This is a genomic window from Luteimonas galliterrae (assembly GCF_023374055.1).
Lineage (GTDB): Bacteria > Pseudomonadota > Gammaproteobacteria > Xanthomonadales > Xanthomonadaceae > Luteimonas_C > Luteimonas_C galliterrae.
The window spans coordinates 149,538-168,245 of the sequence record NZ_JAMBEP010000001.1 but is presented as its reverse complement, the minus strand read 5'-3'; the positions used below and the strand labels follow the sequence as shown (position 1 = coordinate 168,245).

Here is an 18,708-nt window from a genome sequence, read left to right as displayed (position 1 = left end):
GTTCGGGATGACAGCCCAAAAGAAAACTCAGAGCGCGGCGTTGTGCACGCCGGCTATCGCGCGCCCGGATGGATCTGCCGCAGCGGCGAAACTCGCGTCCCAAGCAATCGCAGCCGGCGACGAGCAAGCGATCGACTTGCCGCCCGGCACCGTCTCCGCGCAAGCCGTGCCGGGAAACGCCTGATCGAACAGGCTGCGGTAGTAGTAGGCTTCCTTGGTCTGCGGCGGATTGATCGGAAAGCGCTTGTCGGCGGCTGCGAGCTCGCGATCGCTCACCTGTTTTTCCGCATGCGCCTTCAAGCCGTCGATCCAGCCGTAGCCGACGCCGTCGCTGAACTGCTCTTTTTGCCGCCACAGGATCGAATCGGGCAAATAGCCTTCGAAGGCTTCGCGCAACACGGCCTTTTCTATGCCTCGTTTGCCCGGGCTGGCCTTGTCTACCATCTTCGCCTGCGCATCCATCCTCATCGCCACATCGAGGAATTCCACGTCCAGGAACGGCACTCGCGGTTCCACGCCCCAGGCCATCATCGACTTGTTGGCGCGCAGGCAGTCGTAGTTGTGGAGCGCATCGAGCTTGCGCACCAGTTCCTCGTGGAATTCGCGCGCGTTCGGCGCCTTGTGGAAGTAGAGGTAGCCGCCGAAGATCTCGTCCGAACCCTCCCCCGACAGCACCATCTTCACGCCCATCGCCTTGATCCGCCGCGCCAGCAGATACATCGGCGTGGAAGCGCGGATGGTGGTGACGTCGTAGGTTTCGATGTGGCGGATCACTTCCGGCAACGCGTCCAGGCCTTCGTCGAAACTGTACTTGAAGCCGTGGTGAACGGTTCCGAGCGCCGCCGCGGCGACTTCGGCCGCCGCCAGGTCGGGCGAGCCTTCCAGTCCGATCGCGAACGAATGCAGCCGCGGCCACCAGGCTTCGGACACGTCGTCCTCTTCCACGCGATTGCGCGCGAAACGCGCGGCGCAAGCGGCGACCAGCGACGAGTCCAAGCCGCCCGACAGCAGCACGCCGTAGGGCACATCGGTCATCAGTTGCCGGTGCACGGCGCGCTCGAAGGCCTCGCGCAATTCCTGTGCCGACACCTGCACGCCCCGGGTGGCGTCGTAATCGCGCCACGGCTTCACGTAGTACTTCTGCAGCTTGCCGCTGGCGCTGTCGTACCAGTGGCCGGGCGGGAATTGGGCGACGTCGGCGCAGATGCCGGACAGGGCTTTCATTTCCGATGCGACGCACAACCGCCCTTCGCGGTCGTGGCCCCAGTACAGCGGGCAGACGCCGATCGGGTCGCGCGCGACGACCACCCGCTGCCGCGCCCTATCCCACAGCGCGAACGCGAAGATGCCGTTGAGGCGGTTGAGGAAGGACCCCGGCTCGTCCTCGCGATACAACGCGTTGATCACTTCGCAATCAGAGCCGGTCTGGAAGGCATACGGCTGCGCCAGTTCCTTCTTCAGCTCGCGGTGGTTGTAGATCTCGCCGTTGACCGCCAGCACCAGCTCGCCGTCGGACGAACGCAACGGCTGCGAACCGCCGGCGGGATCGACGATGGCCAGGCGCTCGTGCACCAGGATCGCGCCCTCGTCCAGATGGACGCCGCTCCAGTCCGGGCCGCGGTGGCGCTGTTTCTGCGAAAGCTCCAGCGCCTGCCGGCGCAGCGCGCCGACGTCGTCGCCCGGCTGCAGGCCGAAGATACCGAGGATGGAACACATGTCTGACTCCTGATTTCGCGAAAGTTCGGGATGGCCTGCCGGTTTGTTCTCTGACGCTGTTCGCAACAAAAAAACCCGCGCTTGCGGCGCGGGTTTTGGACGTTGGGCTTGGTGTTGCCTTGCCTAGTCGCAGACCCGCAGCGGCCGCGCACGATTATTCGCGCGCAGATTATTGCGGTTATTGGAATTGCGGTCGGCGTTGGCGGACGGACGATGCATGGCTGCAACCTAACCTGTTTCCCCGCGGGCTGGCAAGCCCTGTTTTCTGTCCAACGCAGACCGGCCCCAGATCCGGCCATGCAGCCTTCTTCCTCCTTGAAAAAGGGACCGAGGTTGCTCTTGATCCGCTTTTCGTAGGAGCGGCTTTAGCCGCGAGCTCTTGCTTTCGCCAAGATCAAGAGCTCGCGGCTAAAGCCCCTCCTACGAAAGCTCAGGGCAAACCCCGCTGCTAAAGCAGCAAACGCTCGACCAAGGCCAGGTAAAGGTCCGGCAAGGCTTCCAGGTCGGCCACCGCCACATGTTCGTCCACTTTATGGATGCTGGCATTGACCGGGCCGATCTCGACGCACTGCGCGCCCAGTGGCGCGATGAAGCGCGCGTCGGACGTGCCGCCGCCGGTGCTTTCCTCGGGCGGACCGCCTGCGAACCGCGCCAGCACGTCGCGGGCGGCCGCGCGCAACGGGCCTTCGGGCGTATAGAACGGCTCGCCGCCACGGTGCCAATGCACGGCGTACTCGAGCTCGTGCGCGCGCAGCACCGCTTCGCACTTCTGCTCGAGCTGCTCGGCGCGCCAGTGCGGGTTGTAGCGCAGGTTGAACAGCACCTGCAGCTCGCCCGGGATCACGTTGTTGGCGCCGGTGCCGGCATGCACGTTGCTGATCTGCAGGCTGGTGGGCGGGAAAGTTTCGTACCCCTCGTCCCAGCGTTGCGCGGCGAGTTCGGCCAGGGCCGGCATCGCCTGATGGATGGGGTTTCGCGCTTTTTCCGGATAAGCGACGTGGCCTTGCACGCCCTTGACGGTCAATGTCGCGGACAGGGTGCCGCGGCGGCCGACGCGGAGCAGATCGCCGAGCTTCCGTTGCGACGAGGGCTCGCCGGTAATGCACCAGTCGATCTTCTGTCCGCGTTCGCGAAAAACGTCGGCGACGCGGCGCACGCCGTCGATGGCATCGCCCTCTTCGTCCGAAGTCAGCAGCAGCGCCACCGTGCCGGCGTGGCCGGGGTGCGCGGCGACGAAGCGTTCCAGCGCGACCACGAACGCGGCGACGCTGCCCTTCATGTCGGCCGCACCGCGTCCGTACAGCACGCCGTCGCGGATTTCGGGAACGAACGGGTCGCTGGACCAGTTTTCGCGCGGACCCGCGGGCACCACGTCGGTATGGCCTAGCAGCGCGAGCACGGGGCCGCCGTTGCCGTGTGTGGCCCAGAGATTGTCGACGTCGCCGAAACGCAGGCTTTCGCACGCGAAACCGGCGCGCTGCAGGCGTTCGGCGACCAGCGACTGGCAGCCGGCGTCGTCCGGCGTCACCGACGGACGCATCAGCAATTCCTTCGTCAGCTCGACGACTTCCTTCACTTGCCGGCTCCGAAGCGCTGCTTGAAACCGTTGTCGCTGAAGCCTTGCGTCACCACGCCGTCGTCGGTGACGACGACCGGCCGGCGGATCAGCTGCGGGTATTCTTTCAGCAGCAGTTTCCATTCCGCATCGGAACTGGGCGTCTTGCGGTTCGGCGGCAGATTGCGCCAAGTAGTCGAGGACTTGTTGACGAGCGCGTCCCAGCCGCCGGCTTGCTTGGCCCACTCGGCCAGTGTTTCTGCGGATTGGCGTTCGTCGCGATAGTCGACGAACGCGTGCGCGACGCCGAAGCGGTCGAGCCACTTGCGGGCTTTCTTGCAGGTATCGCAGTTCGATAGGCCGTACAGAGTTGTCATGTCCCGCCTTTGCCTTTAGCCGTCATTCCCGCGAAGGCGGGGAATGACGGCTTTAAAGATTACGAATCAATCGGCCATACCGCGCAACAAATCGTTGATCGAAGTCTTGGCGCGCGTCTTCGCGTCCACCTGCTTCACGATCACTGCGCAGTACAGCGAATGCGTTCCGTCCTTGGCCGGCAGCGAGCCCGACACCACCACGCTGCCCGGCGGCACGAAGCCGTAGGAGATTTCGCCAGTGGCGCGGTTGTAGATGCGGGTGGACTGGCCGATGAACACGCCCATGCCGATCACGCTGTGGTGGCCGACCACCACGCCCTCGACCACTTCCGAACGCGCGCCGATGAAGCAATGGTCCTCGATGATGGTCGGACTGGCCTGCAGCGGCTCCAGCACGCCGCCGATGCCGGCGCCGCCGGAAATGTGGCAGTGCTTGCCGATTTGCGCGCAGGAACCCACCGTCGCCCAGGTATCGACCATCGTGCCGGCGCCGACGTACGCGCCGATGTTGACGAAGCTGGGCGTCAGCACCACGTCCTTGCCGATATAGGTGCCGCGCCGCACCACCGCGCCGGGCACCACGCGCGCGCCCAGCTTGCGGAACGCGGCCTCGTCGAAGTCGGCGAAACGCATCGGGATCTTGTCCCAGTACGGCGACGGGTAGGACTCCATCAGCTCCATGTCCTGCACCCGGAAATACAGCAGCACCGCCTTCTTCAGCCATTCGTTGACCGCCCAGCCGCCCTTGCCGTCCGGTTCGGCGACGCGGAATTCGCCGCTCTCCAGGCCCTCGATCACGCGTTCCACCGCCGGCCGCGTGGAGCCTTCCATTTCCTCGGGCGTGAGCATCGTGCGCCGTTCCCAGGCGCTGTCGATCATGAACCTGATCTCCTCGATGCCGGGGCCGGCCGGAACCTTCTTCTTGGCGGTCTTGCGTGGGGTCATGCGTCGTTTTCTCCATCGATGCGGGCCAGCAGCGCGTCGCGCAGGGCCTGTTGTTGGGTGTCGTCGAGCGCCTGGTCGTTGGCGTCGCCGATCAGGAAGACGTCTTCGGCGCGCTCGCCGAACGTGGCGATGCGCGCGTCGTGGACGCGCAGGCGTTGCTTGCGCAGCACGTGCGCGAGGTCGGCCAGCAGGCCCGGGCGGTCGGTGCAGACCACGCTGAGCATGCTGCGCCGGCCGTCTGGGCTGGCATCGAACGCGACTTGCGGCGCGATCCGGAAATGGCGCAGGTGGCGCGGCTGGGTGCGGCGCGATGGCCGGATACTTTCCAGCGGACCGGACAACGCGGCGGCCAGGCTGCGCTCGATTTGCGCCGCGCCGGGCGCGTAGCGCGGGTCGGCGTTGACCACTTCGAAGCTGTCGAAGATCGTGCCGCCAGGGCCGTCGAGCGCGCGCGCCTGCTGGATCGCCAGCCCCAGCAGGCGGTCCAGGGTGATGACGATCGATGCGAACAGGCCGTCGCGATCGGGCGAATGCACGAACACCTCGAACGCACCGGCATGTCCGGCGAGCTCGCGCACGCGCACCACCGTGGCGCCCGGCTCGGTGCCGCGCAGCGACATCGCCTGCCACGCCAGTTGTTCGGCGCGTTCGCGCAGGAAGCTCTCCGCGGGCATGCGCGCGAACAGCGCATCGCTTTCGGCCGCATCCACGCCCTGCGCGATCAGCAGGTCGGTGGCCGCGTCGCGGTTCTCGGCGATGCGTTCTGCGGCCGCGACCGGATGCTCCAGCCCGCGGCGAAGGGCCAGGCGCGTGGCCGTGTACAGGTCGGCGAGCAGCCGGTCCTTCCATGCGTTCCACAGCTTGGGCGAGGTGCCGGCGATATCCGCGCAGGTCAGCAGATACAGGTAATCCAGCCGCACGCGGTCGGCGACGATCGCAGCGAAGCGGTGGATCACCTCGGGATCGGCGATGTCCTGCTTCTGCGCGGTCACCGACATCAGCAGGTGCTTCTCCACCAGCCACGCGACCAGTTCGCCGTCGGCTTCGCTCAGGTCGTGCGCGGCGCAGAACTCGCGCGCGTCGACCGCACCGAGTTCGGAATGGTCGCCTCCGCGGCCTTTGGCGATGTCGTGGAACAAGCCCGCCAGCAACAGCAGCTCCGGCTTGCGCAGGCGCGGCCAGACCTCGTGCGCCATCGCGAAGCGCTCGTCCGCCGTGCCGGAAGCGAAGATGGCCAGGTTGCGCAGCACCGCGAGCGTGTGCTGGTCGACGGTATAGACGTGGAACAGGTCGAACTGCATGCGCCCGGATACCTGCGCGAAGGCGGGCAGCCAGCGGCCGAGCACGCCCAGGCGGGCCATGCGTTCCAGCGTTTTCACCGGCTGCGGGCCGCGCAGCAACGCCATGAAGCGCTCGCGCAGCTCCGGCGTCGCCGAGGCGTAGGCCGGCAACGACGGCAACGCCTCGGCCAGCGCCCGCGCCGTGTGCGAATGCAGGCCGCGCGCTTGCGGCTGCGCCGCCCACATCGCGAACAGCGCGAACACTTCGGCGATATCGGCATGCGGCCATGCGTTGTCGCGCGCGGCCAGGTAGCCGCGGCGCAATTCGAAGCGCCCGTCCAGCGGCTCGGGCGTCGCGGCGCCGTCGAACTGCTCCTCGAAGCGCTGCAGCAGGCGATCGTTGATCCGCCGCACGATCGCCGCGCTGCGATAGAAGCCTTGCATCATCTGTTCGACGCCCAGGTTCTGCGCGTCGTCGGCATAGCCCAGCCGCTGCGCCAGGGTTTTCTGGTGGTCGAAGCGCAGCCGCTCTTCGCCGCGGCCGGCGACCAGATGCAGACCGTAGCGCAGCTTGACCAGTACACGCCGCTCGCGCTCGAGCGCGGCGGCTTCGTCGGCGCCGAGGTGGCCCAGGCCGATCAGCGGCTGCAGCTCGCGCACGCCGAACGCGCGCAAGGCCATCCATGCCAGCGTGTGCAAGTCGCGCAGGCCGCCGGGGCCTTCCTTGAGGTTGGGTTCGAGATTGTCCGAGGTGTCGCCGAAACGCGCATGGCGCGCGCGTTGCTCTTCGCTTTTGGCGACGAAATAATCGCGCGCCGGCCAGACCTTGTCCGTGGCGATGGCGACGGCCAGGGCCGCCTGCGCGCGCTCGTCGGCCATCAATGGGCGCGCTTCGAGCATGGCGGTCAGCGCGGTCAGGTCGGCGGCGGCTTCGGTGCATTGCACCGGCGAACGCACCGCGTGGCTGGCGCGCAGGCCCGCATCCCACAACATCGCGAACAGCCGCGCCAGGGCGTCGTGACTCGCCTCTTGCGCGTCCGGCTCGGCCAGCACCAGCAGATCGATGTCCGAATGCGGGAACAATTCGCCGCGGCCGTAGCCGCCGACGGCGAACAGCGCCAGCGGCGCACCGGCGGGAACGCAACGCGTCCAGGCGGCTTTCAGCAGGTGATCGACCGACCGCGCGCGCAACGCGAGGAGACGGTCGACGTCCTCGCCCTGGTCGAAGCGCTTGGCCAGGCGCGCATCGGATTGCGCCAGCGCCGTGCGCGCTTCGGCCGACCAGGCCGCATCGTCCGCCGCGTCGTTCAGCGGCGCCGCGATCGGATCGGCGGCACCCGGATCGCTCACGGGTGCGGGTCTGCGCCCGGCAATTGCGTCAGAACTTCGTAACCGTCGTCGGTGACGGCGATGGTGTGTTCCCACTGCGCCGACAGCTTGCGGTCCTTGGTGACCACGGTCCAACCGTCCGGCAGCACTTTGGTGTGGCGCGCGCCTTCGTTGATCATCGGTTCGATGGTGAAGGTCATGCCTTTCTGCAGCACCAGTCCTTCGCCCGGACGGCCGTAATGCAGCACCTGCGGGTCTTCGTGATAGACGCGGCCGATGCCGTGGCCGCAATACTCGCGCACCACGCTGAAGCGTTCGGATTCGGCCAAGCCCTGGATGGCGGCGCCGATGTCGCCCAGCGTCGCGCCCGGCTTCACCATCCGGATCCCGCGCCACATCGCTTCGTACGTGGTTTCCACCAGGCGCTTCGCCATCACCGACGGCGCGCCGACGTAATACATGCGGCTGGTGTCGCCGTGCCAGCCGTCCTTGATCACGGTGACGTCGATATTGACGATGTCGCCGTCCTTCAGGACCTTGGATTCGCTGGGGATGCCGTGGCAGATCACGTTGTTCACCGACGTGCACACGGTCTTGGGGAAGCCGCGGTAGCCGACGTTGGCCGGCACGGCCTGCTGCACGTTGACGATGTGGTCGTGCGCGATGCGGTCCAGCTGCTCGGTAGTCACGCCGGGTTTGACGTGCGGCACCAGGATTTCCAGCACTTCGGCGGCCAAACGGCCGGCGATGCGCATCTTTTCGATGTCTTCGGGGGTTTTGATGGTCATGCCCATCCAGTCATTATCGCCCATTCCCCGGCGCGCCTGAACGGCCCCAAGGCGCCTTTCGGGACCCGGCGCGCGGTTTGCCAGCAAACACCATCCTCCGCTATAATTCCGCGGCTTTGCTGGGCTAGGCCCTGCGAGACCGCCCACGACGGGCGTCACCGTCGAATCCACACCCGCTGCAACCATCCGTGCCGGGGTGTCCCGAAGTCCGCAAGGACGAGGGATCTGGCCACGGAGCAGCGGGGAGGCCCAACCCCGGAACCTCTCGTCCCTCGCCGGACGAGCCGCCATCACTATCCCCGGCGGCCGGTTCCCCATTCGGAGTTTTAGCGATGTCCCAGATCACCATGCGCCAGATGCTGGAAGCCGGCGTGCACTTCGGCCACCAGACCCGCTACTGGAATCCCAAGATGGGCCCGTACATCTTCGGCGCCCGCGGCAAGATCCACATCATCAACCTCGAGAAGACGCTGCCGCTGTTCGTCGATGCGATGAATTTCATCTCGGCGATCGCGCAGAAGCGCGGCACCGTGCTGTTCGTCGGCACCAAGCGCAGCGCGCGCGACTCGATCAAGGAAGAAGCCACCCGTTGCGGCATGCCGTACATGACCCAGCGCTGGCTGGGCGGAACGCTGACCAACTTCCGCACCGTGAAGGCCTCGGTCTCGCGCCTGAAGGAGCTGGAAGCCGGCGAAACCGACGGCACCTTCCAGAAGCTGGTCAAGCACGAAGTGCTGGGCCTGCGCCGCGAGCGCGACAAGCTGGAAGCCTCGCTGGGCGGCATCAAGGAAATGAACCGCCTGCCCGACGCGCTGTTCGTGATCGACATCGGCCATGAAGACATCGCCATCAAGGAAGCCAAGAAGCTCGGCATCCCGGTGATCGCGGTGGTCGACACCAATTACGACCCGGCCCTGGTCGACTACGCCATCCCGGGCAACGACGACGCCATCCGCGCCGTGCAGCTGTACGCCCGCGCCGCCGCCGACGCCGTGCTGGAAGGCAAGGCCGCAGCGCCCGCCGCCGGCGTGCGCGAAGACGAGTTCGTCGAGCTCGACGCCGAAGGCAACCCGGTCACCGACAAGCGCGGTCCGCGCGGTCGCGGCGCGCCGGCCAAGAAGGCCGCGCCGGCCAAGAAGGGCGCGGCTCCGAAGGCTGACGGCGCTGCCGACGAAGGCGTCGCCAATGCCGAAGCCGAAGTGGCCGAGAACGAAGCCGTCGAAGCCAAGGCTGCCGAGTAATTTTCGCGTCACGCAGCCGCGCCATGCTGCGCGGCTGCTTTTAGCCGTCATTCCCGCGAAGGCGGGAATCCAGTGACTTGGTTCTTCGCACGGTTGCAAGCGTCCTAGCCTGGATCCCGGCTTTCGCCGGGATGACGATACTTTTTGAGATCACCGAGGTAACACCCATGGCAGAAATCACCGCATCCCTGGTCAAGGAACTGCGCGAGCGCACCGGCGCCGGCATGATGGAGTGCAAGAAGGCGCTCACCGAAAACAACGGCGACATCGAAGCCGCCGCCGACTGGCTGCGCAAGACCGGCCTGGCCAAGGCCGACAAGAAGGCCGACCGCGTCGCCGCCGAAGGCCGCATCGCGATGGCCCAGGCCGACGGCAAGGCCGTGCTGGCCGAGATCAATTCCGAAACCGACTTCGTCGCCAAGGACGCCAACTTCCTGGCCTTCACCGACGCCGTGGCCCAGGCCGCGCTGAACGCGAAGGACGTCGAGGCGTTGAAGACCGCGACGATCGTTTCGGGCGAGACCGTGGATGCCGCCCGCACCGCGCTGATCGCCAAGGTCGGCGAGAACGTGCAGGTGCGCCGCATGGCGCGCATGGAAAGCGCGAACACCATCGGCGCCTACGTGCATGGCGGCCGCATCGGCGTGCTGGTCGAGGTCAAGGGCGGCAATGCCGACCTCGCCCGCGGCCTGGCGATGCACATCGCGGCGATGAATCCGCCGCACATCTCGCCGGCGCACGTGCCGGCCGAGTTCGTCGCGCGCGAGAAGGAAATCGCGTTGGCCCAGGTCAAGGATTCGGGCAAGCCTGCCGAGATCCTCGAAAAAATGATCTCGGGCAAAGTCGCCAAGACCATCAGCGAGATCACCCTGACCGGCCAGCCGTATGTGCTGAACACCGATCAGACTGTCGAGGCCGCGCTAAAAGCCGCCGGCAACGCCGAAGTGTTGAGCTTCGTGCGCCTGGCCGTGGGCGAAGGCATCGAGAAGAAGGAAGACGACTTCGCCGCCGAAGTGATGAAGCAGGCGGGTCTGGCGTAATTCTCTCTTCACCGGAAGCCATGAAAAAGCCGCGGCCAACCGCGGCTTTTTCTTTTTAACGGATCGCTTTCAAGCCGATGCCTGCGATTTGTCTCCGGCCCTGTAAAGCGGGGCTTGCCCCGCTGCTCGCTGCTCTTGCCCCTCAGCCGTCATCCCGGCGAAGGCCGGGATCCAGGCCCGCGACCTGGCCAGTGGCGCTGCGACTCGCGCCATGGAAAAAAGCTTCCGGGCTGCGCCCGGGTCACTTTCTTTGCTGGCCCAAAGAAAGTAACCCAAGAAAGGGCCTGAACTGCGGTGCGATGCGTCGCACCTGAAGTCCGCCAGCGGCCTAAGCTTTCGTCGTGGGTGACCTTCTTACGCAGGTACTAGATTTTGATTCGTAGCCTATGGGTGACGTGGCTTTTGCGGAGTTGCGCTAAGGAGGCGTTCTGATCGATCGCCCCGAATCTGAATGTCGAAGCGACGGAGGAATCCCGAGGGCCGGCGAGCGGTGGCCAAGCACACGGGGTAACCCCATCGCCGGGATCCCTTCCAAAGGCCCTTTTTCTTTGGTTACTTCTCTTTTTGGGCCCCACAATAAAGAAAGTAACTCGGCCGCGTTTTTAGCGGACGAAACCCCGGCCTGAAAGGCCGGCAGAGCCGACAAACCCAACCGCAAAGGCAGCGGAGCAAGCTCCGCTTTACAAGAGCAAGTGCAAATCTCCACCGACCCCTCATTTTTCAAGAGGGGAGACATGCCAAAGCGCTGGATCCCGGCTTTCGCCGGGATGACGGCTTCAAGGCAACAGCAGGGCTAGCCCCGCTCTACGAAGCCAAAAAGCGGGCTATTCCTTCGCCTGCAGCACGACTTCCTCATAAGGCTGCACCACTACCCAACCCTCGCCGGCGAACTTGAGCTGGATGCTCTCGCCCGAACCGCGCCCCAGCAGCGTGCCGAACGAAATGTCGGTCACGATTTCCGGCGACAGCCCGCCCGACCAGGCGACGGTGGCGTTCGGATCGGTGAACACCGGCCCGCTCTGCGCGTTCACCGGCAGGGTGAGCGGCTGGTAGTGCGAGGTGATCGCGACGATGCCGCTGCCGCTGAGGCGCACGTTGAACAAGCCGCCGGACAGCATGCCGGCCGCCTTGCGCATCATCGTGATTTTGTTCTCGATGCCCGCCTCGAACGCCAGCACATCGTTGCCGTTGACGAAGATCGACTCGCCGGCCAGGCGCAGCAGCGTGATTTTCTTGCCCTCGTCGGCCAGATAGACGCGGCCCTGGCCTTCCATCTTCATCAGCTGCATGCCCTCGCCGCTCACCGCTTTCTTCAGCAGATTGCCCAGGCCCTGCTCCAGCACGCCCTGGCGGGTGAACTTCACGCCGCCCTTGCGTGCCACCATCGCCCCGCTCTTGGCCCAGACCAAGCCGTCGACGCGTACTTCGAGGAGATGCGGATTCTCGAGCTCGAACGCCTCCGAGCTCACGTCCTTTTCCTTGGACGCCGCCAGGAATTCCTGCAGGGACTGCACCGCCATTGCCGACTCCTCCGATGGATGAGGCGCGATGGTATACCGGCGCCGCTGCGCGGAAATGACGGTCGACGGCGCCGATTCGGCTAGAATCGACGCGTTTGCATGCCCGGAGCCGCCCATGTCGCCACTCGCCTATCGCCGCGTCTTGTTGAAACTGTCCGGCGAGGCCCTGATGGGCGACGAGGATTACGGCATCGACCCCAAAGTGATCGGGCGCCTGGCGCGCGAAGTGATCGAAGCGCGCGAGGCCGGGGCCGAGATCGCGCTGGTGATCGGCGGCGGCAACATCTTCCGCGGCGCCGGTTTGGCCGCCGCCGGCATGGACCGCGTCACCGGCGACCAGATGGGCATGCTGGCCACCGTGATCAACGCGCTGGCCATGCAGGATGCGCTGGAGAAGCTCGGCGCCAAAGTGCGGGTGATGAGCGCGATCAAGATCAACGACGTCTGCGAGGACTACATCCGCCGCCGCGCGATCCGGCACCTGGAGAAAGGCCGCATCGCGATCTTCGCGGCGGGCACCGGCAACCCGTTCTTCACCACCGACTCGGGTGCCGCGCTGCGCGCGATCGAAATTGGCGCCGACCTGCTGCTGAAAGCAACCAAGGTGGACGGCGTGTACGACGCCGATCCGAAGAAGAACCCGAACGCCAAGCGCTTCGACAGCCTCACCTACGACCAGGTGATCTCGCGCGACCTCAACGTGATGGATACCGCCGCCTTCGCGCTGTGCCGCGACAGCGACCTGCCGCTGCGCATCTTCGACATGGGCCAGCCAGGCGTGCTGCTGCGGGTGCTGCGCGGCGAGCAGATCGGCACGCTGGTGCAAGGCCGCGACTGACCCGTTTTTTGTAGAGCGGCTTTAGCCGCGAGCTCTTCCGATACGCTCGCGCGAACGTGCGGGAAAGAGCTCGCGGCTAAAGCCGCTCCTACGAAGAGCAAATGCGGGTGAAATAGTGTCCGCATCCGGCCGATGGCAGGATAAGCACATGCATTCACACGGCCACTCGCACGACTCCAGCACCCGCGCCTTCGCTGCGGTCACGCTGATCAACCTGGCGTACACGGCGCTGGAAGCCGGTTACGGCTTCGCCACCAATTCGCTGGCGCTGCTGTCCGACGCGTTGCACAACCTGGGCGACGTGCTCGGCCTGGGCCTGGCCTGGGGTGCGGCGGTCATCGCCAAGAGGCCGCCGACCGAACGCCATACCTACGGCTATCGACGCGCCACGTTGTTATCGCCGCTGGCCAATGCGCTGCTGCTGGTCGCCTTCGCCGGCGCGCTGAGCTGGGAGGCGGTGCGGCGCTTCAGCGCGCCGCCGCAGATCCCGGCGCTGCCGGTGGTGGTGGTGGCGGCGATCGGCATCGCAGTCAATCTTGGCGCCGCATGGTTCGTGCGCGACGGACACGCCCAGGACCTGAATCGCCGCGGCGCCTTTCTGCACCTGATCGCCGACGCCGCAGTGTCGCTGGCCGCGGTGCTGGCCGGCATCGGCATGCTCGCCCTGGGCTGGGCCTGGCTGGATCCGCTGACCGCGCTGCTGGTCGGCGCGGTGGTCGCCGCGGGCGCTTTCGGCCTGCTGCGCGACGCTTTCAACGCGGCCATGGACGCGGTGCCGCGCGACATCGACCACGCCGAGGTCAGCGCCTTCCTGGCCTCGCAGCCCGGCGTTAGTGCGGTGCATCATCTGCATATCTGGTCGCTGGGCGCCGGCGAGATCGCCATGACGGCGCATCTGGTGCGCCCGGACGACGGCGACCACGACGGCTTCATCGACCGCCTCAACCATGCCCTGGACCACCGTTTCGGGATCAACCACCCGACCCTCCAGATCGAGCACGGCAAGGCCTGCGAACACGACCTGCACGACCGCGCCCCGCACGCCCATTAAGGCTCTTGTGGGAGCGGCTTCAGCCGCGAGCTTTCGCCCGAACGCCATAATTTTGACAAAGAGCTCGCGGCTGAAGCCGCTCCCACAAGGGCCAGAGGCCGGCCATCGCCTATAATCTCGCGATTAGGCAATCGCTACGGAGCCGGCATGATCAACGACATCAAGAAGGACACGCAGGCCCGTATGGCCAAGAGCGTCGAGGCCCTGCGCCACGACCTGACCAAGGTCCGCACCGGCCGCGCCTCGGCCGCGCTGGTCGACCATCTGAAGGTCAACTATTACGGCTCGGACACCCCCTTGTCGCAGGTCGCCAGCATCGCCGTCAGCGATGCGCGCACGCTGACCATCAGCCCGTACGAAAAGCAGATGGTGGGCCCGGTGGAAAAGGCCATCCTCGCTTCCGATCTGGGCCTGACGCCCAATACCGCCGGCACGACGATCCGCATCAACCTGCCGGCGCTCACCGAGGAGCGCCGCAGGGATCTGTCCAAGCACGTCCACGCCGAGGGCGAGAACGCCAAGGTGGCGATCCGCAACATCCGCCGCGACGCCAACCAGCAAGTCAAGGACCTGTTGAAAGACAAGAAGATCACCGAGGACGACGAACGCCGCAGCGAGGACGAGATCCAGAAGCTGACCGACAAGGCGATCAAGGATGTCGACGAGGTGGTCAAGGCCAAGGAACAGGAGCTGATGGCGGTTTGAAGGGCCGGGATTGGAGATTAGAGATTAGGGATTCGATCCAGCAACCTTCGACGCGACCCGATGCAGCCTACTGAACCGCCAAACCCGGTCGGATCCGCTTTTCCGAATCCCGAATCCCGAATCCCGAATCCCGGCCTGCCGCGCCACCTCGCCGTGATCATGGACGGCAACGGCCGCTGGGCCGAGCGTCGCAAGCGGCCGCGCGTAATCGGCCACCGCGCCGGCGCCCGTTCCGTGAACCTGTGCATCGACTTCTGCCTGGACCATGGCATCGAGGCGCTGACGCTGTTCGCGTTCTCCAGCGAGAACTGGGGCCGGCCCGAAGAAGAAGTCGGCGCGCTGATGAAACTCTTCCTCAACGCGCTCGAGCGCGAAGTGGAGGAATTGGGGCGTCGCGGCGTGCGCATCCGCTTCATCGGCGAACGCGAGCGCTTCGCGCCGGCGATCCAGGACAAGATGGCGGCGGCCGAAGCGTCCACCCGCAGCAACCGCCGGTTGACGCTGTCGATCGCGGCCAGCTACGGCGGCCGCCAGGACATCGCCGCCGCAGCGCGTGCCCTGGCCCAGGATGTGGCCGACGGCAAGCTGCGCCCGCAGGATATCGACGAGGCCGCCATGGCCGCCCGGGTGGCGCTGGCCGACCTGCCGCTGCCGGACTTGTTCATCCGTACCGGCGGGGATCACCGCATCAGCAATTTCCTGCTCTGGCAACTGGCCTATACCGAGCTGTGGTTCACCGAGACGTTGTGGCCAGAGCTGGATGCGGCGACACTGCGCCGCGCGCTGGACGATTACGCCCAACGCGAGCGCCGTTTCGGCCTGACCGGGGCGCAAGTGGCAGCCCCTTCCGACCCGAGCGCCGAATGACCAAAGTCCGCACCTTGACCGCCCTGATCCTGACCCCGCTGGCGGTCGCTGCGATCTTGCTGCTGCAGACCCCCTGGCTGGTCGCGCTGACCGCGGTGGTGTTCCTGGCCGGCCTGTGGGAATGGTTCCGCCTGGCCGAGATCGACGACACGCTGTCGCGCACCGTGCTGCTGCTGGTCAACCTGCTCTTGATGGTGGCCTTGGTCTGGGCTTCGCGCTCGTCGACGGGCGGCTCGCTGGTCCTGTTCCAACTGGCCACCGTGGTCGGCGTGATCTGGTGGCTGCTGGCCGCGCTATGGCTGAAGCATTATTCGTTCGCCTCCGACCACGACACGCATGCGCGCATGTTCAAGCTGGCCGCAGGCACGCTGGCGGTGGTGCCGGCCTGGTGCGCGCTGGCGCTGATCCACGCCGGCCAGCCCAACGGCCACCGTTGGCTGCTGGTCGCGCTGGTGGTCGTGTGGGCCGCCGACAGCGGCGCTTATTTCGTCGGCCGCCAGTTCGGCAAGCGCAAGCTCAGCCCGCGCATCAGCCCGAACAAAACGGTCGAAGGCCTGTTCGGCGGCTTGGCCGCCGGCCTGGCGGTCGGCATCGCCGGCGCGCTGTTCGCCGGCGCGCAAGTCGCGCAATTGCCGGCGGTGGCGCTGATCGTCGTGCTGGCCATCGGCGCTTCGGTGATCGGCGATCTGTACGAAAGCCTGCTCAAGCGCCACGTCGGCGCCAAAGACTCCAGCAACCTGCTGCCCGGGCATGGCGGCATCCTCGACCGCCTCGACGGCGTGTTGGCGGCCCTGCCCGTATTCGCGCTGGGGAAGGCCTGGCTGGGCTTCTGAGTCGACGCGATGTTCAACGACTCCACTGCCCTGCGCAACGTCGCCGTCCTCGGCGCCACCGGTTCCATCGGCACTTCGGCGCTGGACGTGATCGCACGCCACCCCGACCGCCTGCGCGCCACCGTGCTCGCCGGCGGCAGCAACGTGGACGCGCTGCTCGCGCTGTGCGTGCGCCATCGTCCCACGCATGCGGTGATCGCCGAAACGTCGCGCTACGCCGCGCTGCGCGACGGCCTGAGCGCGGCCGGACTGGACACGCAGGCCCACGCAGGCAACGAAGCCATCGACGCGCTGGCCGCGGGCGACGACTGCGACACGGTGATCGCCGCGATCGTCGGCGCAGCCGGGCTGTCGTCGACGCTCGCCGCCGCGCGCGCCGGCAAGCGCCTGCTGCTGGCCAACAAGGAATCGCTGGTGCTCGCCGGCGAGCTTTTGATGCGGGCGGCGCGCGAATCCGGCGCGCGCATCATCCCGATCGACAGCGAGCACAACGCGATCTTCCAATGCCTGCCCGACGAGGCGAACCGGGAAACGTTGCGGCGCATCGTGCTGACCGCCTCGGGCGGCCCATTCCGCGGCTGGTGCCGCGAGGACCTGGCGGCGGTCACGCCGGCGCAGGCGGTGGCGCATCCGCGCTGGTCGATGGGCCCTAAGATTTCCGCCGATTCGGCCACGCTGATGAACAAGGGCCTGGAGGTGATCGAAGCGCATCACCTGTTCGGCATGCCGCCGGACCGCATCGAGGTGCTGGTGCATCCGCAGAGCCTGGTGCATTCGCTGGTCGAATTCGTCGACGGCTCCACGCTGGCTCAGCTGGGCCTGCCCGACATGCGCACCGCGCTCGCGGTCGGCCTGGCCTGGCCGCAGCGGATCGAATCGGGCGTCGAGCGGTTGGACCTGCTGACGCAGCGACGGCTGGATTTCGAGGCGCCGGACCTGGACGCCTTCCCCTGCCTGGCGCTGGCGTTTCGCGCATTGCGCGCCGGCGGCACCGCGCCGGCGGTGCTGAACGCCGCCAACGAAATCGCCGTTTCAGCCTTTCTTCAGGGCCGGGTGGGTTTCCTAGCCATACCTGCGCTGGTCGAGGAGGTTCTCGCCGCGCTCCCTCCGCAAACCGCCGATACGCTGGACACGCTGCTGGATGCCGATGCGCAAGCGCGGCGGATCGCGTCGAAGGTGGCGGCCACGATGACGATCGGCGCATGAGCGACTTGCTGGGCTCGGTTTGGTGGTTGATCGTCAGCATCGGCGTGCTGGTGACCTTCCATGAGTTCGGCCACTTCTGGGTGGCGCGCCGCTGCGGCGTGAAAGTGCTGCGGTTCTCGGTGGGCTTCGGCAACGCGCTATGGTCGCGCTACGGCCGCGACGGCACCGAATACCGGATCGCGGCGATACCGCTCGGCGGCTACGTCAAGATGCTCGACGAACGCGAAGCCGATGTGCCCGCGGCCGACCTGGACGGCGCGTTCAACCGCAAGAACGTGTGGCAGCGGATCGCGATCGTCGCAGCGGGACCGCTCGCCAATCTGCTGCTTTGCGTTGCGTTGCTCTGGGCGATGTTCGTGATCGGCCGCAACGACTACTCACCCACTTTGGGCTTCGTGGAAGGCATCGCAGCGCAATCGGGTTTCCGCGCCGGCGACACGCTGCTGAAGGTCGGCGAGCGCGATACGCCGACCTGGAGCGAGGCGGCGATGGCGCTGACCACCGCGGCGCTGGACCGCGCGCCGGTCGACGTGCAGGTGCGCGAGGCCGACGGCGATCAAGTCGTGCGCAAGCTCGACCTGTCCAAGCTGCCCGCTTCGTTCGAAGAACCGCGGGCCGTGCAATTGGCAGGAATGACGCCGCGCCATCGTCTGATGCCACCCGTCGTCGGCCAGATCGCGCCCGGCACGCCGGCCTATGGCGTGCTCGCCGAGGGCGATCGCCTGACCGCTATCGACGGCACGGCGATCGTCGCTTTCGACGACATCCGTCCGCTGGTGCAGAAACTGGGCGACCGCGGCGGCACGGGCATGGTCGAGGTGCAGCGCGACGGCGAACGGCTCGCGCTGGAACTCAAGCCTGCGCGAAGCACCGATCCCGACGGCAAGGCCTACTGGGCCCTGGGTGTCGCGCCGCCGAAAACGCAGCAGATGCCGGCCTACGACGCCAAGCTCCGCTACGGCCCGCTGGCGGCCATACCGGCGGCGTTCAGCGAGACCTGGAAACTGACCACGGACTCCTTCGCAATGATCGGCCGTCTGCTCGGCGGCCGCGCCTCGGTCGAAAACGTATCCGGCCCGATCACCATCGCCCGCTACGCCAACGCGTCCGCGCAACTGGGGCCGGCCTGGTTTTTGAACTTTCTGGCCCTGTTGTCGCTCAGTCTGGCCATCATCAACCTGCTGCCGATCCCGGTTTTGGACGGCGGGCACCTGCTGTATTACCTTATAGAGTTGGTCAAGGGCAGTCCGCTAAGCGAACGCGCCATGGCCGCCGGCCAGTACGTCGGCCTGGCCTTGCTGGCCAGCCTGATGGGACTGGCGTTCTACAATGACATTCTGGGTCTGGTGCGCTGATGGCCGTTATCCGCGTTTTCGTAGCGAATAACCGCCGTCGCACTGGCCATCCGGCCCTTCGA

16 protein-coding genes are annotated in these 18,708 nt (G+C 66.6%); 9 read left to right on the top strand and 7 right to left on the bottom strand.

The window, feature by feature from the left end; all coding sequences use genetic code 11:
• Nucleotides 1–27: 27 nt before the first annotated feature.
• From asnB to map, 6 genes are all read right to left on the bottom strand, one after another.
• Nucleotides 28–1,716, bottom strand: coding sequence for an asparagine synthase B (asnB, locus tag M2650_RS00730; protein ID WP_249469975.1), 1,689 nt, complete (start codon nucleotides 1,714–1,716; stop codon nucleotides 28–30).
• Between the two features lie 448 nt (nucleotides 1,717–2,164).
• Entirely contained in the window at nucleotides 2,165–3,292 is a 1,128-nt protein-coding gene (dapE, locus tag M2650_RS00725; protein ID WP_249469973.1) for a succinyl-diaminopimelate desuccinylase, read from the bottom strand.
• Nucleotides 3,289–3,648 (bottom strand): Spx/MgsR family RNA polymerase-binding regulatory protein, encoded by a 360-nt coding sequence (locus M2650_RS00720; protein ID WP_249469971.1) that lies wholly within the window; start codon nucleotides 3,646–3,648, stop codon nucleotides 3,289–3,291. The genes dapE and M2650_RS00720 overlap by 4 nt, the downstream gene beginning before the upstream one ends.
• A 66-nt stretch (nucleotides 3,649–3,714) precedes the next feature.
• On the bottom strand, nucleotides 3,715–4,593 hold the full coding sequence (gene dapD, locus M2650_RS00715; RefSeq protein WP_249469969.1) for a 2,3,4,5-tetrahydropyridine-2,6-dicarboxylate N-succinyltransferase: 879 nt from the start codon (nucleotides 4,591–4,593) through the stop codon (nucleotides 3,715–3,717).
• A complete protein-coding gene (gene glnD / locus M2650_RS00710) occupies nucleotides 4,590–7,223 on the bottom strand; it encodes a [protein-PII] uridylyltransferase (protein WP_425602490.1) in 2,634 nt (877 codons plus the stop codon). The genes dapD and glnD overlap by 4 nt, the downstream gene beginning before the upstream one ends.
• Nucleotides 7,220–7,996 (bottom strand): type I methionyl aminopeptidase, encoded by a 777-nt coding sequence (gene map / locus M2650_RS00705; RefSeq protein WP_249474103.1) that lies wholly within the window; start codon nucleotides 7,994–7,996, stop codon nucleotides 7,220–7,222. Before map ends, glnD begins: the two co-directional genes overlap by 4 nt.
• Nucleotides 7,997–8,322: 326 nt before the next feature.
• On the opposite strand from map, the gene rpsB reads away from it, so the two are divergent.
• Together rpsB and tsf are read left to right on the top strand one after the other, a co-directional pair.
• On the top strand, nucleotides 8,323–9,231 hold the full coding sequence (rpsB, locus tag M2650_RS00700) for a 30S ribosomal protein S2 (RefSeq protein ID WP_249469967.1): 909 nt from the start codon (nucleotides 8,323–8,325) through the stop codon (nucleotides 9,229–9,231).
• Between the two features lie 167 nt (nucleotides 9,232–9,398).
• On the top strand, nucleotides 9,399–10,271 hold the full coding sequence (gene tsf, locus M2650_RS00695; protein ID WP_249469965.1) for a translation elongation factor Ts: 873 nt from the start codon (nucleotides 9,399–9,401) through the stop codon (nucleotides 10,269–10,271).
• An 824-nt stretch (nucleotides 10,272–11,095) separates the two neighbouring features.
• Here the strand turns inward: tsf and M2650_RS00690 are convergent.
• Nucleotides 11,096–11,791: an AIM24 family protein gene (locus M2650_RS00690; RefSeq protein ID WP_249469963.1), complete on the bottom strand. Its 696-nt coding sequence runs from the start codon at nucleotides 11,789–11,791 to the stop codon at nucleotides 11,096–11,098.
• Nucleotides 11,792–11,906: 115 nt separating this feature from the next.
• On the opposite strand from M2650_RS00690, the gene pyrH reads away from it, so the two are divergent.
• From pyrH to rseP, 7 genes are all read left to right on the top strand, one after another.
• A complete protein-coding gene (gene pyrH, locus M2650_RS00685; RefSeq protein ID WP_249469960.1) occupies nucleotides 11,907–12,629 on the top strand; it encodes a UMP kinase in 723 nt (240 codons plus the stop codon).
• A 148-nt stretch (nucleotides 12,630–12,777) separates the two neighbouring features.
• Entirely contained in the window at nucleotides 12,778–13,680 is a 903-nt protein-coding gene (locus tag M2650_RS00680) for a cation diffusion facilitator family transporter (RefSeq protein ID WP_249469958.1), read from the top strand.
• Between the two features lie 147 nt (nucleotides 13,681–13,827).
• A complete protein-coding gene (frr, locus tag M2650_RS00675) occupies nucleotides 13,828–14,385 on the top strand; it encodes a ribosome recycling factor (protein ID WP_249469956.1) in 558 nt (185 codons plus the stop codon).
• 135 nt (nucleotides 14,386–14,520) lie between these two features.
• Complete coding sequence (gene uppS, locus M2650_RS00670) at nucleotides 14,521–15,252, top strand: polyprenyl diphosphate synthase (protein WP_425602523.1); 732 nt, start codon at nucleotides 14,521–14,523, stop codon at nucleotides 15,250–15,252.
• On the top strand, nucleotides 15,249–16,085 hold the full coding sequence (locus M2650_RS00665) for a phosphatidate cytidylyltransferase (RefSeq protein WP_249469954.1): 837 nt from the start codon (nucleotides 15,249–15,251) through the stop codon (nucleotides 16,083–16,085). The genes uppS and M2650_RS00665 overlap by 4 nt, the downstream gene beginning before the upstream one ends.
• 9 nt (nucleotides 16,086–16,094) lie before the next feature.
• Complete coding sequence (locus M2650_RS00660; RefSeq protein ID WP_249469952.1) at nucleotides 16,095–17,291, top strand: 1-deoxy-D-xylulose-5-phosphate reductoisomerase; 1,197 nt, start codon at nucleotides 16,095–16,097, stop codon at nucleotides 17,289–17,291.
• Nucleotides 17,288–18,646, top strand: coding sequence for an RIP metalloprotease RseP (gene rseP, locus M2650_RS00655; RefSeq protein WP_249469950.1), 1,359 nt, complete (start codon nucleotides 17,288–17,290; stop codon nucleotides 18,644–18,646). The genes M2650_RS00660 and rseP overlap by 4 nt, the downstream gene beginning before the upstream one ends.
• The last annotated feature ends 62 nt before the right edge of the window (nucleotides 18,647–18,708 follow it).

What these genes read in the sequence shown, in the direction of transcription:
- asnB (WP_249469975.1), bottom strand. Translation starts at nt 1,716, where the DNA reads ATGTGTTCCATCCTCGGTATCTTCGGCCTGCAGCCGGGCGACGACGTC.
- M2650_RS00720 (WP_249469971.1), bottom strand. Translation starts at nt 3,648, where the DNA reads ATGACAACTCTGTACGGCCTATCGAACTGCGATACCTGCAAGAAAGCC.
- dapD (WP_249469969.1), bottom strand. Translation starts at nt 4,593, where the DNA reads ATGACCCCACGCAAGACCGCCAAGAAGAAGGTTCCGGCCGGCCCCGGC.
- map (WP_249474103.1), bottom strand. Translation starts at nt 7,996, where the DNA reads ATGGGCATGACCATCAAAACCCCCGAAGACATCGAAAAGATGCGCATC.
- rpsB (WP_249469967.1), top strand. Translation starts at nt 8,323, where the DNA reads ATGTCCCAGATCACCATGCGCCAGATGCTGGAAGCCGGCGTGCACTTC.
- tsf (WP_249469965.1), top strand. Translation starts at nt 9,399, where the DNA reads ATGGCAGAAATCACCGCATCCCTGGTCAAGGAACTGCGCGAGCGCACC.
- M2650_RS00690 (WP_249469963.1), bottom strand. Translation starts at nt 11,791, where the DNA reads ATGGCGGTGCAGTCCCTGCAGGAATTCCTGGCGGCGTCCAAGGAAAAG.
- pyrH (WP_249469960.1), top strand. Translation starts at nt 11,907, where the DNA reads ATGTCGCCACTCGCCTATCGCCGCGTCTTGTTGAAACTGTCCGGCGAG.
- M2650_RS00680 (WP_249469958.1), top strand. Translation starts at nt 12,778, where the DNA reads ATGCATTCACACGGCCACTCGCACGACTCCAGCACCCGCGCCTTCGCT.
- frr (WP_249469956.1), top strand. Translation starts at nt 13,828, where the DNA reads ATGATCAACGACATCAAGAAGGACACGCAGGCCCGTATGGCCAAGAGC.
- M2650_RS00665 (WP_249469954.1), top strand. Translation starts at nt 15,249, where the DNA reads ATGACCAAAGTCCGCACCTTGACCGCCCTGATCCTGACCCCGCTGGCG.
- M2650_RS00660 (WP_249469952.1), top strand. Translation starts at nt 16,095, where the DNA reads ATGTTCAACGACTCCACTGCCCTGCGCAACGTCGCCGTCCTCGGCGCC.
- rseP (WP_249469950.1), top strand. Translation starts at nt 17,288, where the DNA reads ATGAGCGACTTGCTGGGCTCGGTTTGGTGGTTGATCGTCAGCATCGGC.